This window comes from Exiguobacterium sp. s150, from assembly GCF_018618435.1.
GTDB lineage: Bacteria > Bacillota > Bacilli > Exiguobacteriales > Exiguobacteriaceae > Exiguobacterium > Exiguobacterium alkaliphilum.
Map to the genome: position 1 here is coordinate 65,497 of NZ_JACSMC010000008.1, position 16,111 is coordinate 81,607.

A 16,111-nucleotide genomic window follows, 5' to 3' on the forward strand; every position below is an offset into this window, starting at 1 on the left:
GGGAATCTCTCATGATCGATCAACACGAATTAGATCCAGTTCGCAGGAAAAAGACGATTCGCTCACTCGTCGGCTATGCCAAACAAGTGAAGCGTTCGATTTTCCTCGGTCTGTTGTTACTCTTTTTAGCGGTCGGCGCAGAACTTGCCGGTCCGTATATCGCAAAAATCATCATTGACGACCATATCGTCGCCATCGAGCGCGATTGGGTACAAGTCGAATCAGGGGGTAGCGTCTCGTTTGCCGGGAACGTCTACGAGAAAGAATCAAGACTCGATGGGGAGACGGTCGTCCGGCCGGTCTCGATCGTCCAGACGACAGAAGGCTACTATCTCGTACCGGATGCCGTCATGAGCGGGGGCGTCCGCGAAGTAGAGAACGACGTCCTCACCATCACGCGTAGCGATGAGGCCGCCACTTACGAAAACATCGTGCCGCTCTCATCGACGGACGTGTTCCGATTTTATGAGACAGATCTCCGGGCTGTCCTCTTCTTATCCGGACTTTATGTCATCTTGCTTTTGATTGCGGCAGGGTTGAACTGGGGACAACAGATGCTCCTCCAACGTTCGGCCCACCAAATCGTCAAGACGATGCGGCTCGATGTCATGCGGCACTTACAGACGATTCCTGTGCGTTACTTTGACCAGACACCAATCGGGAAAATCGTCAGCCGGGTCACGAACGACACCGAGACGATTCGCGACCTTTATTTAGGCGTCCTTGCCCGTGTATTCCAAAGCGTCGTCATGATGATTGGTGTCTTGATCGCCATGTTCTTCTTAGACGTCCGACTCGGTCTCGTCTCGCTCATCATCATCCCGGTCGTCATCGTCTGGATCAAGTTGTTCCAACGTCTGTCGACACGGAACAACTTCCGGGTGCGGGCACTCGTCGCCGATATGAACGCCCAATTGAATGAAAGCATTCAAACGATGCCAATCATTCAATCGTATGTGAAAGAAGACCTCGTCTATGACGAGTTCAACGAGAAGAACAGTGACAATTTCCAGACGCGTCGGAAGTTGCTCAAGCTCGACGCGCTCATGTCGCACAACTTAGTCAACTTTTTCCGCAATATGGCGCTTGCCTTGCTCATCTGGTTCGTTGGGGCGCAGACGCTCGGTACGGGCAGCGTGCTCACGCTCGGGATTCTGTACGCGTATATCGATTACGTCTCACGGATTTTCGAACCGGTGACGCAAATCATGAACCAACTGTCGCCACTCCAGCAGGCGCTCGTCTCGGCAGACCGGATGTTCCAGTTGCTCGATGAGAAAGGGGAAGACGTGTCGTCAGAACGCATCCCACGCTTTAAAGGCGAAGTCGTCTTCGATGACGTTTCGTTCAGTTATGAGGCCGGAAAACCGGTGCTCCAACACATCGACATCCACGCCGCACCTGGAGAAACGGTGGCGCTCGTCGGGCATACCGGAAGTGGAAAGAGCTCGATCATGAACCTGCTCATGCGCTTCTATGATCCGTCACATGGGGCGCTCAACATCGATGGGATGGACGTGACAAAACTGCCGACACAAGCGGTCCGTGACCATCTCGGCATCGTCCTCCAGGACCCGTTCCTGTTCACGGGGTCGATTAAGACGAACGTGACGCTCGGCGACGAGACGATTTCCGATGAGCGCGTCTGGCGGGCGCTCACGGCGGTCGGAGCCGACCGCTTCGTCAAGCAGTTGCCGAACGGACTAGAGGAACCGGTCATCGAACGTGGCGCATCGCTTTCGAGCGGTGAACGACAACTGATCAGCTTCGCGCGCGCGCTCGTCTTCGACCCGGCCATCCTCGTCCTAGACGAGGCGACAGCGAGTGTCGATTCAGAGACAGAGGCGCTCATCCAAGAGGCGCTTAAGACGCTGACGAAAGGGCGGACGACGTTTGTCATCGCCCACCGCCTGTCGACGATTCGAGAAGCCGACCAAATCCTCGTCCTCGACCATGGTCACATCATCGAACGCGGGAACCATCAATCGCTCATCGCAGACGGCGGTGTCTACGCCCGCATGCATGAGCTACAAAGTAAACAACAAGCCATCAGTTAAGGAGGCAATATGGAGATTATCGGAAAGCACAACCGCGCCAAAGTATTCAATGAACGGATGGATGATATGACGCGTGCGCAACTGCAGACGCTCGTCGATCAACCGTTCACAGAAGGCGCGACGATTCGCATCATGCCGGACATGCACGCCGGTAAAGGTTCGGTCGTCGGCACGACGATGACGATTCACGATAAGATTGTGCCGAATTTGGTCGGCGTCGACCTCGGATGCGGCATGCTCTGTACCGAAATCAAGGCGAAACGAATCGATTTTCAAAAACTCGATGACGTCATTCGTCAAGCGGTGCCGAGCGGGATGAACATTCGGGAAGAAGCCCATGATTATGCCGCGAAGCTTCCGTTAGAAGACGTCCGGGCCCCGTTCAAACTCGACCGTGCCTTACGCTCGGTCGGGACGCTCGGGTCGGGCAATCACTTTATTGAAGTAAATGAGAACAACGGGCGGACATATCTCGTCATCCATTCGGGGTCACGCCATCTCGGTGTACAAATTGCCGATCATTATCAAAGTCGCGCAATCGAACACATGATGAAGACGACGGATGTGATGGAAGCGATTGAACAGTTGAAAGCTACCGGACGTGAGCATGAAATTTCAACGTATCTCGAGACAGAGCGTGAGACGCGGAAACAATTCCGCGACCTCGCCTACGTCGAAGGTGACGCGATGCAAGATTATATGCACGACGTGCGGATCGCGCAACAGTATGCCGCGATGAACCGCCTTGCCATGACCGATGTCATCGTCGAGGCGATGAACTGGAGCGTCCTTGACCAATTCGACACGGTGCATAACTATATCGACCATGACGATCGGATCCTTCGAAAAGGGGCGATTTCGGCGAAAGACGGGGAACGGGTCATCATCCCGATGAACATGCGGGATGGCTCGCTCATCTGTACCGGGAAAGGGAATCCCGACTGGAACTTCTCCGGACCGCACGGAGCCGGACGCATCATGTCACGCTCGGCTGCGCGGAAGCGTGTCGACTTCAATGAGTTCAAACGAGCGATGTCCGGCGTCTGGTCGACGTCGGTCCGGCCGTCAACGATTGACGAGTCACCGTTCGTTTATAAATCGATGAAGGAAATCGTTCGCTATATCGAACCGGCCGTCACCATCGACCAAGTCATTAAACCGCTCTACAACTTCAAGGCGAACTGAACGATCTGTTCAGTTTCGCCTTTTTCTTTTCTATCGAAAATCTGATACGCTACAAGTGAGGTGAACGAAATGGAAAAACGATTGAGTGACTTATCGAAATACGAATTGGAGCAAGAGATTCAAGCGCTCCACGAACGGAAGCGGAAAGCGGAGCAGATGGGGATGGTAAGTGAGATTGAAGTCGTCTTGCGCCGCATCGCCATCGCCGAGAGCTATTTGATTGACCCGTCGTCGTTCAAACCGGGAGAGACGTATATCGTCAACTACAATGAACGTCCGTTCCGCTTGAAGTTCGTCAACGGCGTCATGGGGTGGGGGACGTTCGAAGGCGAAATGATGGAGCGTGCGATTCCGCTCTCTGAACTGTCGGAGGTGAAGGCATGAACCGGTCCGAGCAATATGAACGGTTGGCCGAAATCTTGATGGCGAAAAACGATGTGTTGAGCGAGCTCGAAGCGCTGACGTGGGTCGAAGTGCTGTGGGAGGATTTTGAAACGACGCTTGCCCGAGCCGGAGAACCGTATCCGGGGGAGGCGAAATCGTTTCAGTACGTCGTCCAACAGATTGATGCGTATGGCCCGCAACTACATCTATTCCAAACGAAAAACGAGAAGTTCAAACACTTGATGTCAAAACGAGATCTTCACTAAAATCACGCCAAATTGGCGTGATTTTTTACTTGCAAACGTGTTACAGTTGGTTATAATAAAAGGCGCTATTTGTTTGCTTGATAGTTAAGTATTTATAAACTTTCTTTAGTTGGAATCATCTTTCACTAAACTTACCGCAAAGTCGAAAGGAGGAACGCGACTTGGAAGTCGGTCAAAAATTGAAGCGCCTCCGCGTTAAAAACGGATTGACGCAAGAAGAGTTGGCGGAACGCACCGATTTGAGCAAAGGGTACATCTCGCAAATTGAGCGGGACTTGAGTTCGCCCTCGCTTGAGACACTCTTTGACTTATTGGAAGTGCTAGGTTGTTCACCGAAAGAGTTTTTCGATGAAGAGATTTTTCAAAAAGTCGTTTACACCGAGGACGACCGGACCGTCTATGCCGACGAGGAACGAAAATACCGGACCGAGTGGCTGATCCCGGAATCGAATGAGAAAGAGATGGAGCCCATTTTACTGACGTTCGCCCGACACGGTGAGTTCAAGCGTTACGAGCCTTCGCGCTCGGAGACGTTCGTTTATGTGTTATCGGGACGCGTCGCTTTGAAGCTTGGGAACCATACGTATTTTGCCAAAGCGGGTGAAACACTTTACTATGTCGCGTCGGACTCGCACCAACTCGTCAACGATTACGAGGACGTGACCGAATGTCTCGTTGTCGCGACACATTCATATTTATGAACAGGGAGGAAATGAGATGAACGAACAGACAATTATCCGTTTTGATAACGTGTCGAAACGCTACGACGATACCGTCGTCTTAGAGAACATCAGTTTTGAGATTGAGCGAGGGAAGTTCTACACGCTACTCGGACCATCGGGATGCGGGAAGACGACGATTCTTCGGCTCATCGCGGGGTTTATCGAGGCTTCCAATGGAGACATTCACTTTGATGGGAAACGAATCAATGACGTGCCGGCGAATAAACGTCAAGTGAACACGGTGTTCCAAGACTATGCACTCTTCCCTCATTTGAACGTGTTCGAGAACGTCGCGTTCGGTCTGCGCATCAAGAAGATGAAAGAAGCGGACGTGAAGACGAAAGTTGAACAGGCGCTCAAATTCGTCAACTTGAAAGGCTATGAGTCCCGTGAAATCGATGAGATGTCGGGCGGGCAGCGCCAACGTGTCGCCATCGCCCGTGCCATCGTCAACGAACCGGAAGTGATTTTACTCGATGAGCCGCTCTCAGCGCTCGACTTGAAACTCCGGACGGAGATGCAATATGAACTTCGTGAATTGCAACAACGTCTTGGCATCACGTTTATCTTCGTCACGCACGACCAAGAAGAAGCGCTCGCCATGTCGGATGAGATCTTCGTCATGAACAACGGGCGCATCGTCCAAAGTGGGACGCCGACCGACATTTACGACGAACCGATCAACCGTTTCGTCGCCGACTTTATCGGCGAATCGAATATCGTGCCGGGCGTCATGCCGGAAGACAACATCGTCTCGTTCGCTGGGAAGACGTTCGACTGTGTCGACCGAGGATTCGACCGCAATGAGAACGTCGAAGTCATCATTCGTCCAGAGGATTTGGAGATGACGTCGGTCGAGTCGGCAAAACTTGTCGTCGATGTCGATTCCCAGCTGTTCCGCGGCGTCCATTATGAGATTTGCTGTTATGACGAGGAAGGGAACGAGTGGCTCGTCCATTCGACGAAAAAATCAGTCGTCGGATCCAAGATTGGGCTCACGTTCGACGAGGAAGCGATTCATGTCATGCGCCTAGGAGAAACGGAAGAAGAGTTCGACCGCCGCCTCGAATCGTATGAGGAGGTCGGCCATGAATCGAACTAGTCAAACGGCGAAGACGGTCTATATGACGACGTATTGGGTGTGGATTGCCCTGTTCGTCATCGCACCGCTCTTCCTCGTTCTCTACTATTCCTTCTTTGATATCGAAGGGAACTTGAGTTTAGAGAACTATCAGATGTTCTTCACGTCGACGTATTTGACGATGACGTTATCTTCTTTCTGGTATGCGTTCTTGATTACGTTCTTCTCGCTTCTCATCGGGTATCCGACCGCCTATTTATTGACGAAGACAAAGCATAAGCAACTTTGGCTTTTGCTCATCATCTTGCCATCATGGATCAACCTATTGCTCAAAGCCTATGCGTTCCTCGGCATTTTCGGGACGTACGGCATCACGAACCAGTTTTTAGAGGCGATCGGCATCGGGACGCAACAGATTTTGTTCACGGACTTCAGTTTCGTGTTCGTGTCGGTGTACATCTTCATCCCGTTCATGATTTTGCCGATTTATAACGCCATCGAGAAACTGCCGCCGTCGCTCGTCTATGCGTCGCGCGATCTCGGGGCCTCGAACTGGACGACATTCCGCCGGGTCATCTTCCCGCTCACGCTCGACGGTGTGAAGTCAGGGATTCAAATCGTCTTCATCCCGGCGTTGTCGCTCTTTATGATCACTCGACTGATTGCGGGGAACCGTGTCATCACGCTCGGGACGGCGATTGAACAACAATTCCTCGTCACGCAAAACTGGGGCATGGGCTCGACGATTGCCGTGTTCTTGATTTTGGCGATGGTCCTCGTCATGGTCATCACACGTGACTGGGGTGCGAAAGGGGCGGTGCGTCGATGAAACCGAAAAAATTTAAATTAGCTAACCTCTATTTGATGGCGGTGTTCTTCATCCTCTATGCACCGATTCTCTATTTGGTCGTCTACTCGTTCAACAGCGGCGGGACGATGAGTAACTTTGAAGGCTTTACGCTCGATTGGTACAAGTCGCTCTTTGCCGACACCCGCCTGCTCGTCATCGTCTTAAACACAATCGTCATCGCCTTGCTGTCGGCGACGATTTCAACCGTGCTCGGCGTCATCGGGGCGCTCGCCATCTATACGGCGCGGCAACGCTTCACGAAGACGTCACTCTTGTCGCTCAACAACGTGTTGATCGTCAGCCCGGACGTCATCATCGGGGCGTCGTTCCTCATCTTGTTCACGATGCTCGGGATTCAGCTCGGCTTTTACTCGGTGTTATTGGCGCACATCGCCTTCTCGGTACCGATTGTCGTCATCTTGGTGTTGCCGAAGCTGCAAGAGATGAGCCCGACGCTCATCGATGCGTCGCGTGACCTCGGGGCAAGTACGTGGGACGTATTGACGAAAGTCATCTTGCCGTACATCACACCGGGAATCTTTGCCGGGTTCTTCACGGCGCTCACGTATTCGCTCGATGACTTTGCCGTCACGTTCTTCGTGACGGGCAACGGCTTTACGACACTTGCCGTTGAAGTCTACTCACGCGCCCGTCAAGGCATCTCGCTCGAGATTAACGCCTTGTCAGCCATCTTGTTCTTGTTCACACTCATTCTCGTCCTTGGGTATTATGTGCTCGCCCAACGCGGTGGTAAAGCGAAGGAGGTAAGACGATGAAAAAATTGGTCATCATGTTGACGGTGCCGGTCGTCGTCAGTTTCGGCCTCTTGCTCTGGGTGTATCAAATCAATATGGCGCAAGGATTCGGCGGCGATAACACGCTCGTCGTCTACAACTGGGGCGATTATATCGATGAAGACTTGATTGGAGAGTTCGAGGAAGAGACCGGGTTGAAGGTCATCTATCAGACGTTTGACTCGAACGAGGCGATGCTCACTAAAATCGAGCAAGGCGGCACGGCGTTCGACATCGCCGTCCCGTCGGATTACGCCATCAGTAAAATGATTGAAGAAGACCTGCTCTTGCCAATCGATTATGACAAGCTCAAGAACTTCGATAACATTGACCCACGTTTCCTCGACAAGTCGTTCGACCCGGGTAACACGTACTCGGTCCCTTACTTCTGGGGGACGGTGGGCATCGTGTATAACCCTGAACTCGTCGACGGTGAGATTACGTCATGGAACGACCTATGGGACATGCCGCTCGAGAATGACATCTTGCTCGCAGACGGGACGCGTGAAGTGATGGGCTTCGGTCTGAACTCACTCGGTTACTCGCTCAACACGACGGACAAAGATGAGCTGCTCGAAGCGGAGAAGAAGCTCGAGACACTCTGGCCGAACATTAAAGCGATCGTCGGCGATGAGATTAAGATGCTCATGGCGAACCGGGAAGCGGCCGCGGCCGTCGTCTGGTCCGGTGACGCCTCAGAAATCATGTACGAGAACGAAGAGTTGACGTACGTCATCCCGGAAGAAGGGACGAATCTTTGGTTCGACAATTTGGTCATCCCGAGCACGTCCCGTAACGTCGAAGGGGCCCATCAGTTCATCGATTTCATGCTCGACGCCGAGATTGCGGCACGCAACACGGACTATGTCGGCTATTCGACACCGAACGAGGCCGCGCTCGAGTTCCTCGATGAAGAAGTCGTCACGGATGAACGGTTCTATCCCGATAAAGAAGTGACGGACGAGCTTGAGGTGTATGAGAATTTAGGCAAGCGCATGAACGCGTATTACAACGAGTTGTATTTGCGCTTCAAAATGCAGAGTAAATAACAGAAGTCCCGCTCGAAGATGAGCGGGACTTTTTTGTATTCAAGTGAGAGTTCATTCACGACTGTTGCAGCTCGGCCCGCTCCTCGTCTGTGAAGACACGCGAACGGCTTAAAAACCGCTTCCCTTCGACGCCTTCGACGGAGAACATGCCGCCTCTGCCATCGACGACGTCGATGATCAGTTGCGTATGCTTCCAATAATCATATTGCTTCTCGTGGATATAGAACGGACACCCCCCGATTTCGCCAAGTAAGACGTCGTGATCGCCGACGAGAAATTCACCTTGGGGAAAGCACATCGGTGAACTTCCGTCACAACATCCGCCAGACTGGTGAAACAGGAGTGGTCCATGCTTTTGTTTCAGTCGATCGAGAAGCGCGAGCGTGGCGGGGGTGGCCTCGACGCGGTTCACCATCTTAGAAGAACCCGAGTTTTTGTTCGCTGTAACTGACGAGCATGTTTTTCGTCCGTTGATAATGGCTGAGCATCATCTTATGGTTCTCACGGCCGATCCCTGACATCTTATAGCCGCCGAACGCCGCGTGCGCCGGGTATTGATGATAACAGTTGATCCAGACGCGACCGGCTTGAATCTCACGCCCGAAACGGTAAGCCCGGTTCATGTCGCGCGTCCATACACCGGCACCAAGGCCGTAGAGCGTGTCATTGGCGATGGCGATTGCTTCGGCGTCGTCTTTAAACGTCGTCACCGAGAGGACCGGTCCAAAGATTTCTTCTTGGAAAATACGCATCTTGTTATGGCCTTTGAAAATCGTCGGTTGGACGTAGAAGCCGTCCGCGAGCTCACCATCCATCACGTTGCGCTCACCACCGATGAGGCACTCGGCACCTTCCGATTTGCCGATCTCGAGGTACGACAAGATTTTCTCGAGCTGCTCGTTCGACGCTTGGGCGCCCATCATGACGTCAGGGTCCAGCGGGTTGCCAAGCTTGATCGCTTTCACGCGTTCGAGGACGCGTTCCATGAACGGCTCATAAATCGACTCGTGGATGAGGGCACGTGATGGACACGTGCATACTTCACCTTGGTTCAAGGCGAACATGACGAGCCCTTCAATCGCTTTATCGAAGAAATCATCGTCCGCATCCATAATGTCGGCGAAGAAGATGTTCGGCGATTTTCCACCGAGCTCGAGCGTCACCGGGATGATATTTTGTGACGCGTATTGCATGATGAGGCGGCCTGTCGTCGTCTCACCTGTAAAGGCGACCTTGTCGACACGGTCGCTCGACGCGAGCGGTTTACCCGCCTCGAGCCCGAACCCGTTGACGATATTCAAGACGCCTGGCGGGAGCAGGTCTTCAATCAATTCTAGGAGCACCATGATTGACGCAGGTGTCTGTTCCGCTGGTTTCAAGACGATACAGTTCCCGGCGGCGAGGGCCGGCGCGACTTTCCAGACGGCCATCAAGATTGGGAAGTTCCAAGGAATGATTTGCGCGACGACACCGAGCGGCTCTTGGAAGTGATAGGCGACCGTGTCGTTGTCGAGTTCGCTGATGCCACCTTCTTGGGAGCGGATGACCCCGGCAAAGTATCGGAAATGATCGATGGCGAGCGGAAGATCGGCATTCAGCGTCTCGCGGACGGCTTTCCCGTTCTCCCATGTCTCGGCGTAAGCGAGCATCTCAAGGTTTTCTTCCATACGATCGGCAATCTTATTCAAGATGACGGCACGTTCCGTCACCGACGTCTTGCCCCAATCTTCTTTTGCGGCGTGAGCCGCGTCTAGCGCGAGTTCGACATCTTCCTTTGTCGAGCGGGCGACTTCACATAAAACTTTACCGTTGACCGGAGAGGTGTTCTCAAAATATTCTCCCCCGGCAGGCGCTGTCCACTTGCCATTGATGTAATTCTCATAGCGGTCTTTAAAGTGTACTTTCGTGCCTGTCGAGTTTGGGACTTCATAAATCATGGTCGTTCCTCCCTTTTCCGTAAAGTATCGGGAACCTATGTATGCGCTTACATTTTCAAGTAAGCAAATAGCTCCCTTTTCCATCCTAACGGGTAGTTGTGATAAAAGTCAAAATTTTTCGACAATAATTTGTCACATTTGCGAAAAAAATGTTTTGAAGTCAAGATTTGTGGTAAACAACATATTAGAATGAATTCATAATCCGAAGGAGTGGACGTACTTATGGCAAAAACGTATCAAGTCGACCCAGCCCATAGCACCATCAACTTTACCGTCAAACATATGATGATCTCGAAAGTGAAAGGCGAATTTAAAGATTTCAACGTCGAGGCGAACGGTCAACCGGATGATCTCGCGAACGCGAGTGTGAAGGTGACGATTAAGGCGGCATCGATTGACACGAACAATGGTGATCGCGACAACCACTTGCGGTCCGGTGATTTCTTTGACGTGGAGCAACACGAGGACATCGTGTTCGAGTCGACGTCGTTCCGCTCAAAAGGCGGCGGCGAATTCGAGTTGACAGGCAACTTGACGATTCGCGGGACGACACGTGAAGAGACGTTTGAAGTCGAGTATGAAGGAAGCGCGAAAGATCCTTGGGGCAACATGAAGCATGCCTTCACCGGTGATGGGTCGATCAACCGTGAAGACTACGGTTTGACGTGGAACCAAGCGCTCGAAGCGGGCGGCGTCCTCGTCGATAAGAAAGTCAAATTCGATTTCGAGCTCCAGTTCACGGAATCGGAGGCATAATAAAAAGTCGCTCCGCGGAGCGACTTTTCTTATTCATAAGCCAATTTTTTCTGCAAGCTCTCTTCGCTGAACACCCAGCCGGTGAACGAAGACAACACTTCGTTCGATTCTTCGTCGACGATGACGACGGCGACGAACGGATAAATGTCTTTTGAAAAGTAGCGCAAGTTCGTGAACCGGTACTCGATCATGCCGTTGTGGCGTGTGACCGTGTACGTGTGAATCTTCGAGAACGCCAGGAACGCTTGCAAGTCGGCATTTTTTCGTGCCTCGACGAAATGAAGGTCGTCTTCACCTGGCATCGGTTTGTCACGGAACCGGCCGCATTCAATGACTTCCCCTTTTTTCACTTTGACGGCACCGAGACCATCGCGGAAACGGACGGCGACGTGCCAGTCATCCCAACCGATTCCTGGGGAGATGAAGAGCTCATGGGCACCGGAGAAGTGACGCGCGACCGTGGCGAGCGCGCGGTTACGCAACTTGAACTGAATCGCATAATAACTGACGACGAGCGCAATGAGCAATGCAAAAATCGGGACAGTCGCCCCTGTGATGAGCCATAATACATATGCTCCGTAATAGGCGGAGAACAAGTACGGATCGAACGTTCCGATGACGCCCCAACCGATCCATTTTTTCGAAAACGGTTGTAGCGCCTGCGTCCCATAGGCGTTAAACAAATCGACGGTAACATGGAGCAACACGGCGATTTGGGCCATGACCCAGAGCGAAGCGGGGTTGACGCCAAGCACGGTCCCGATGACTGCGCTGACGATGATCGGCCAAGCAAGGAGTGCGGTGATTCCGTGTGAACGACCGCGATGCTGGCGTAAATACGTGCTATTGCCTTTTAATTTGAAGACCGTATCAAAATCCGGAGCGTGCGAGCCGACAAGCGCCGTGGCGGTCATGGCGAGGAAAAGCTGTGCGTCGCCTGACACTTCCGGGCTGAGTGTCGCCATGGCACTTAAACCAAGTCCCATCCCAATGTGAGTAGCTGTATCCAATGTGCTTCAGCACCTCCATCAAATAAACACGTCGTTAACTGATCTCATATATCATACAATATCTCTAAAACGAGGGGAAACGAAATGCTTGATCTTGATAAATTGTTCACAAATTATACTATTCCTGAATTCAATGAAAATTTAGTGACGTGGTTCAATCGAGAAAAACGCGATTTACCTTGGCGCCACAATAAAAATCCATATCGTGTCTGGGTCAGCGAAGTCATGCTACAGCAGACGCGTGTCGATACGGTCATCCCCTATTTCAATCGATTCATGGAGCGATTCCCGACGATGGAGTCGCTCGCTGAGGCCGAACCAGAAGATGTCGTCAAGTATTGGGAAGGGCTCGGGTATTACTCACGTGTTCGCAACCTTCATCAAGCGGTCCGCGAAGTCGTCGCCGTTTATGACGGCATCGTCCCAGAGGAGAAGGAACGGTTTGAGAAGTTGAAAGGGGTCGGACCGTATACGACAGGGGCCGTACTCTCAATCGCCTACAATCAACCGGAACCGGCCGTTGATGGCAACGTCATGCGCGTCATGTCGCGGCAGTTCGGTATTTATGACGACATCGCCCTCCCGAAGACGCGAAAGCTGTTCGAACGAGTCGTCCGGCGCTTGATGGACCCGAGCCATGCCTCTGATTTTAATGAAGGCGTTATGGAACTCGGGGCGACGGTATGCACGCCGAAAAACCCGATGTGTTCGCTTTGCCCCGTCCAAGAGCACTGCTATGCTTACACCCATAACGTGCAAGAGGAACTCCCTGTCAAAACGAAAAAAGGGGCGTCCCGAATTGAGATGTATGACGCACTCTATTGCCGCCGCGACGGGAAGACAGCTTATGTCAAACGACCGGACGCGGGTCTGCTCGCCGGAATGTGGCAATACCCGCTTACAGAACGTGGAACAGGGGAACAGGTAAACGGAGCCTATGTGGGACAAGTGAAGCATGTTTTCTCGCACATCGTTTGGTATTTAGATTTGTACGTCGTCGAGACGCTACCGGAAGGGGATTGGGTCTGGCTCGACGGGGAAGAGCGGGCCAAGTTGACGGTGTCGGTCGCGCAACAAAAATTAGAACAGATGGCAGGTGTAGACGATGAGACAGTTCGACGTAACGACGACGTTTGAGACGTCATCGGAGCAACTATGGGCGTTGCTGCAAGACGCCTCGCTCTTATCAAAACTGACGTCATTCCCGAAAGTGACGCTCGTAGGGGACGGGGCCTCGGTTGAAGGGAACGTCGTCCAACTCCGCATCGGAATCGGTCCGGTCTCTTTGCCTTGGAATAGCGTCATCACGTTGGCTGGAGACCGTGCCTTTTGTGATCAAGGCGTGAAGCTACCGTTTCCGTTCAAACGATTTTGCCACGTCCATCGCGTCGAGACACGTGAGGGGCGGGCGGTCATGATCGATGAAGTCACGTTCGACAGTTATCTTCCGAACGTGCTCGTCGAACGTTTCGTGCTGCGCCCGATGTTCAAGTCACGCGCTACTGCTTTCCAAAACATACTAAATTCCTGAAAATAAGAGATTTCCTTTTTCATTGGTTCTGAAAGTCGCTATAATTAAATATGAGAATTGTATAGCATCATAGCGGAAAGGAGGAGCTTATGAGCTTATTTCCCAAAGCAGGTAGCAAGATCGAGATACAGAGCTACAAGCACAACGGAACTTTGCATCGCGTTTGGGAAGAAACGCTCGTCCTTCAGTCGTCAAAAACGGATATGATCGGATTCAATGACCGCATCATGGTCAGCGAGTCAGACGGTCGGCAATGGAGAACGCGAGAGCCGGCAATTTGCTACTTTTCATCTGAGTTTTGGTTCAATGTCATCTGTATGATTCGCGAAGATGGGATTTACTATTACTGTAATCTAGGTTCGCCGACGACGTTTGATGGCAACGAACGCGCCATCAAGTACATCGACTATGATTTGGACATCAAGGTGTTCCCAGATATGTCGTACACGATTTTAGATGAGGATGAATACGAGCGGCATCGTCGCGAGATGAATTATCCGAAAGCGATTGATCGAATCTTGAAACAGAACGTTCAAGAACTTATCAACTGGATTCGAGGACGGAAAGGGCCGTTCAACCCAACATTCGTCGATGAATGGTATCGCGAATACGAAGCACGTTACCGGAGATGATGACTCATCTCCGCTTTTTTTCTTGAAGGAGGAACTATGGGCAGTATTAAACGTTATTTGCAATTTGTTAAACCGTATAAGAAACAGATTGCGCTCACCATCTTCGTCGGAATCTTGAAATTTTCGATTCCGCTCGGATTGCCGTTACTTTATCGATATGTCATTGACAACTATTTGACAGACCCAGACCCGGCGGCCGATTACACCGAGCTCGTCTGGCTGTTCAGCATCGTCTTCTTCATCTTTCTCGTCTTGAAACCGCCGATTGAATATTTACGTCAATATTTGGCACAATGGGCGGCAACGCGAATCTTATTCGATGTCCGGAACCGTTTGTTCGACCACGTGCAGAAGCTATCGCTCCGTTATTATTCGAACAACAAGACCGGGCAAATCATCTCCCGCATCATCAACGACGTCGAGCAGACGAAAGACTTCGTCATCACCGGCCTCATGAACATTTGGCTCGATATGGTGACGATTTTAATCGCCATCGCCATCATGTATACGATCGACCCACAACTGACGCTCATCGCGATTTTGCCGCTCCCGTTCTATGCGATTGCTGTCCGTTACTTTTACGGTCGCCTGCGTCGTTTGACACGTGAACGTTCGGCCGCACTCGCCGATTTGCAAGGTCATTTGACGGAACGGGTGAACGGCATGGCCGTCATCCGCAGCTTCGCCCTCGAACCGTATGAGAACAAGGCGTTCGAACAACAGAACGGTGGCTTCTTGAAAGCGGCGCTTCGACACACGGGTTGGAACGCGAAGACGTATGTCGTCGTCTCGACGATTACGGACATCGCCCCGATTTTGATTTTCACGACGGCCTCATGGCTCGCCTTGCAAGATCAAGTCTCACTCGGGACGCTCGTCGCGTTCATCGCATATATCGATCGGTTGTATGCACCGCTCGGCCGACTCGTCAACTCGGCGACGACGCTCACGCAGTCGGTCGCGTCGATGGACCGGGTGTTCGAGTTCCTCGATGAACCGTATGACATCGAAGAGAAAAAAGGCGCATTCGTGCCGGTCCAGACGGCCGGTAAAATCGAGCTCGACCGTGTCGGGTTCGCCTATGAGAAGGAAGGCACACGTGCCCTTCATGACGTGAGCCTATCGATTCGGGAAGGGGAACGGGTCGCCTTCGTCGGTATGTCCGGCGGTGGGAAGTCGACGCTCGTCAGTTTGATCCCGCGCTTCTATGACGTCACGGATGGGAGCATCAAAATCGACGGTGTCGACGTGCGGGACTTCAAACTGCGCGCGCTCCGCGATCAAATCGGTATGGTCATGCAAGACTCTGTGCTCTTTAGCGAGTCGGTCGCGATGAACATCCGGATGGGGAATCCGGAAGCGTCAGACGAGGACGTCATCGCCGCCGCGAAAGCAGCGAACGCGCACGAGTTCATCTCGAACTTGCCGAACGGGTATGATACACCAGTCGGGGAGAAAGGCGTGAAACTGTCAGGCGGTCAAAAGCAACGCCTTGCCATCGCCCGCGTCTTCTTGAAACACCCGCCGATCATCATCCTCGATGAAGCGACGAGTGCACTCGACCTCGAAAGTGAGGCGATGATTCAAGACTCGCTCGCACGCCTGACGAGAGGACGGACGACGTTAATCGTCGCGCACCGCTTGTCTACAATCACGGACGCCGACAAAATCGTCGTCGTCGACAATGGACGAATCATGGAGACCGGGACGCATGAAGAATTGATGCGTCGACGGGGTGCCTACTACGACCTGTATATGATTCAAGACTTAGCTGTCGTCGAATAAGGCTTCGCGTTCTAAACTCGAAGTCTGGCTGTTGACGATTCTATTCGTAAAAAGCGAATGGGTTCGTCTTTT

General features: G+C 52.3%; 17 protein-coding genes. 14 read left to right on the forward strand and 3 right to left on the reverse strand.

The window, feature by feature from the left end; genetic code table 11:
- Nucleotides 1-11 precede the first annotated feature (11 nt).
- The 9 genes from KNP76_RS06295 (at nucleotide 12) to KNP76_RS06335 (ending at nucleotide 8,388) form a co-directional block, all read left to right on the forward strand.
- Nucleotides 12-2,057 (forward strand): ABC transporter ATP-binding protein, encoded by a 2,046-nt coding sequence (locus KNP76_RS06295; protein ID WP_214843563.1) that lies wholly within the window; start codon nucleotides 12-14, stop codon nucleotides 2,055-2,057.
- Nucleotides 2,058-2,066: 9 nt separating this feature from the next.
- Nucleotides 2,067-3,242: an RtcB family protein gene (locus KNP76_RS06300; protein WP_214843564.1), complete on the forward strand. Its 1,176-nt coding sequence runs from the start codon at nucleotides 2,067-2,069 to the stop codon at nucleotides 3,240-3,242.
- A gap of 69 nt (nucleotides 3,243-3,311) precedes the next feature.
- Nucleotides 3,312-3,626: a YfhH family protein gene (locus KNP76_RS06305; protein WP_034805360.1), complete on the forward strand. Its 315-nt coding sequence runs from the start codon at nucleotides 3,312-3,314 to the stop codon at nucleotides 3,624-3,626.
- The gene (locus tag KNP76_RS06310; RefSeq protein WP_034805362.1) at nucleotides 3,623-3,892 is read left to right on the forward strand and encodes a YfhJ family protein; all 270 of its coding nucleotides are present in this window, start codon (nucleotides 3,623-3,625) and stop codon (nucleotides 3,890-3,892) included. Before KNP76_RS06305 ends, KNP76_RS06310 begins: the two co-directional genes overlap by 4 nt.
- Nucleotides 3,893-4,053: 161 nt before the next feature.
- The gene (locus tag KNP76_RS06315) at nucleotides 4,054-4,593 is read left to right on the forward strand and encodes a helix-turn-helix domain-containing protein (protein WP_034805364.1); all 540 of its coding nucleotides are present in this window, start codon (nucleotides 4,054-4,056) and stop codon (nucleotides 4,591-4,593) included.
- 16 nt (nucleotides 4,594-4,609) lie between these two features.
- Nucleotides 4,610-5,716 (forward strand): ABC transporter ATP-binding protein, encoded by a 1,107-nt coding sequence (locus tag KNP76_RS06320; protein WP_214843565.1) that lies wholly within the window; start codon nucleotides 4,610-4,612, stop codon nucleotides 5,714-5,716.
- Nucleotides 5,703-6,524, forward strand: a complete 822-nt coding sequence (locus tag KNP76_RS06325) for an ABC transporter permease (RefSeq protein WP_214843566.1) — start codon at nucleotides 5,703-5,705, stop codon at nucleotides 6,522-6,524. The genes KNP76_RS06320 and KNP76_RS06325 overlap by 14 nt, the downstream gene beginning before the upstream one ends.
- On the forward strand, nucleotides 6,521-7,321 hold the full coding sequence (locus KNP76_RS06330; RefSeq protein ID WP_214843568.1) for an ABC transporter permease: 801 nt from the start codon (nucleotides 6,521-6,523) through the stop codon (nucleotides 7,319-7,321). The genes KNP76_RS06325 and KNP76_RS06330 overlap by 4 nt, the downstream gene beginning before the upstream one ends.
- Nucleotides 7,318-8,388 carry an ABC transporter substrate-binding protein gene (locus KNP76_RS06335; RefSeq protein ID WP_214843570.1) on the forward strand — a complete coding sequence of 357 codons (1,071 nt, stop codon included), beginning with the start codon at nucleotides 7,318-7,320 and terminating at the stop codon, nucleotides 8,386-8,388. Before KNP76_RS06330 ends, KNP76_RS06335 begins: the two co-directional genes overlap by 4 nt.
- Before the next feature lie 55 nt (nucleotides 8,389-8,443).
- Here the strand turns inward: KNP76_RS06335 and KNP76_RS06340 are convergent, their stop codons facing one another.
- Together KNP76_RS06340 and adh are read right to left on the reverse strand one after the other, a co-directional pair.
- Complete coding sequence (locus KNP76_RS06340) at nucleotides 8,444-8,803, reverse strand: DUF779 domain-containing protein (RefSeq protein WP_034805372.1); 360 nt, start codon at nucleotides 8,801-8,803, stop codon at nucleotides 8,444-8,446.
- Nucleotide 8,804: 1 nt separating this feature from the next.
- Entirely contained in the window at nucleotides 8,805-10,325 is a 1,521-nt protein-coding gene (gene adh / locus KNP76_RS06345) for an aldehyde dehydrogenase (protein WP_034805373.1), read from the reverse strand.
- 222 nt (nucleotides 10,326-10,547) lie between these two features.
- Here adh and KNP76_RS06350 point away from each other — a divergent pair, with 222 nt between their 5' ends.
- Nucleotides 10,548-11,081: a YceI family protein gene (locus KNP76_RS06350; protein WP_034805375.1), complete on the forward strand. Its 534-nt coding sequence runs from the start codon at nucleotides 10,548-10,550 to the stop codon at nucleotides 11,079-11,081.
- Between the two features lie 29 nt (nucleotides 11,082-11,110).
- Here the strand turns inward: KNP76_RS06350 and KNP76_RS06355 are convergent, their stop codons facing one another.
- Nucleotides 11,111-12,046, reverse strand: a complete 936-nt coding sequence (locus tag KNP76_RS06355; RefSeq protein WP_251137372.1) for a metal-dependent hydrolase — start codon at nucleotides 12,044-12,046, stop codon at nucleotides 11,111-11,113.
- A 129-nt stretch (nucleotides 12,047-12,175) separates the two neighbouring features.
- Here KNP76_RS06355 and mutY point away from each other — a divergent pair, with 129 nt between their 5' ends.
- The 4 genes from mutY to KNP76_RS06375 all read left to right on the forward strand — a co-directional run bounded on the left by mutY (nucleotide 12,176) and on the right by KNP76_RS06375 (nucleotide 16,039).
- Entirely contained in the window at nucleotides 12,176-13,228 is a 1,053-nt protein-coding gene (gene mutY / locus KNP76_RS06360) for an A/G-specific adenine glycosylase (protein ID WP_214843574.1), read from the forward strand.
- A complete protein-coding gene (locus KNP76_RS06365) occupies nucleotides 13,197-13,622 on the forward strand; it encodes a hypothetical protein (protein ID WP_034805389.1) in 426 nt (141 codons plus the stop codon). Before mutY ends, KNP76_RS06365 begins: the two co-directional genes overlap by 32 nt.
- An 89-nt stretch (nucleotides 13,623-13,711) precedes the next feature.
- Nucleotides 13,712-14,254, forward strand: coding sequence for a nucleoside tri-diphosphate phosphatase (ntdP, locus tag KNP76_RS06370; protein ID WP_034805392.1), 543 nt, complete (start codon nucleotides 13,712-13,714; stop codon nucleotides 14,252-14,254).
- 36 nt (nucleotides 14,255-14,290) lie between these two features.
- Nucleotides 14,291-16,039, forward strand: coding sequence for an ABC transporter ATP-binding protein (locus tag KNP76_RS06375; protein WP_214843576.1), 1,749 nt, complete (start codon nucleotides 14,291-14,293; stop codon nucleotides 16,037-16,039).
- Nucleotides 16,040-16,111 lie beyond the last annotated feature (72 nt).

What these genes read in the sequence shown, in the direction of transcription:
- KNP76_RS06295 (WP_214843563.1), top strand. Translation starts at nt 12, where the DNA reads ATGATCGATCAACACGAATTAGATCCAGTTCGCAGGAAAAAGACGATT.
- KNP76_RS06300 (WP_214843564.1), top strand. Translation starts at nt 2,067, where the DNA reads ATGGAGATTATCGGAAAGCACAACCGCGCCAAAGTATTCAATGAACGG.
- KNP76_RS06305 (WP_034805360.1), top strand. Translation starts at nt 3,312, where the DNA reads ATGGAAAAACGATTGAGTGACTTATCGAAATACGAATTGGAGCAAGAG.
- KNP76_RS06310 (WP_034805362.1), top strand. Translation starts at nt 3,623, where the DNA reads ATGAACCGGTCCGAGCAATATGAACGGTTGGCCGAAATCTTGATGGCG.
- KNP76_RS06320 (WP_214843565.1), top strand. Translation starts at nt 4,610, where the DNA reads ATGAACGAACAGACAATTATCCGTTTTGATAACGTGTCGAAACGCTAC.
- KNP76_RS06325 (WP_214843566.1), top strand. Translation starts at nt 5,703, where the DNA reads ATGAATCGAACTAGTCAAACGGCGAAGACGGTCTATATGACGACGTAT.
- KNP76_RS06330 (WP_214843568.1), top strand. Translation starts at nt 6,521, where the DNA reads ATGAAACCGAAAAAATTTAAATTAGCTAACCTCTATTTGATGGCGGTG.
- KNP76_RS06335 (WP_214843570.1), top strand. Translation starts at nt 7,318, where the DNA reads ATGAAAAAATTGGTCATCATGTTGACGGTGCCGGTCGTCGTCAGTTTC.
- KNP76_RS06340 (WP_034805372.1), bottom strand. Translation starts at nt 8,803, where the DNA reads ATGGTGAACCGCGTCGAGGCCACCCCCGCCACGCTCGCGCTTCTCGAT.
- adh (WP_034805373.1), bottom strand. Translation starts at nt 10,325, where the DNA reads ATGATTTATGAAGTCCCAAACTCGACAGGCACGAAAGTACACTTTAAA.
- KNP76_RS06350 (WP_034805375.1), top strand. Translation starts at nt 10,548, where the DNA reads ATGGCAAAAACGTATCAAGTCGACCCAGCCCATAGCACCATCAACTTT.
- KNP76_RS06355 (WP_251137372.1), bottom strand. Translation starts at nt 12,046, where the DNA reads ATGGCGACACTCAGCCCGGAAGTGTCAGGCGACGCACAGCTTTTCCTC.
- mutY (WP_214843574.1), top strand. Translation starts at nt 12,176, where the DNA reads ATGCTTGATCTTGATAAATTGTTCACAAATTATACTATTCCTGAATTC.
- KNP76_RS06365 (WP_034805389.1), top strand. Translation starts at nt 13,197, where the DNA reads ATGAGACAGTTCGACGTAACGACGACGTTTGAGACGTCATCGGAGCAA.
- ntdP (WP_034805392.1), top strand. Translation starts at nt 13,712, where the DNA reads ATGAGCTTATTTCCCAAAGCAGGTAGCAAGATCGAGATACAGAGCTAC.
- KNP76_RS06375 (WP_214843576.1), top strand. Translation starts at nt 14,291, where the DNA reads ATGGGCAGTATTAAACGTTATTTGCAATTTGTTAAACCGTATAAGAAA.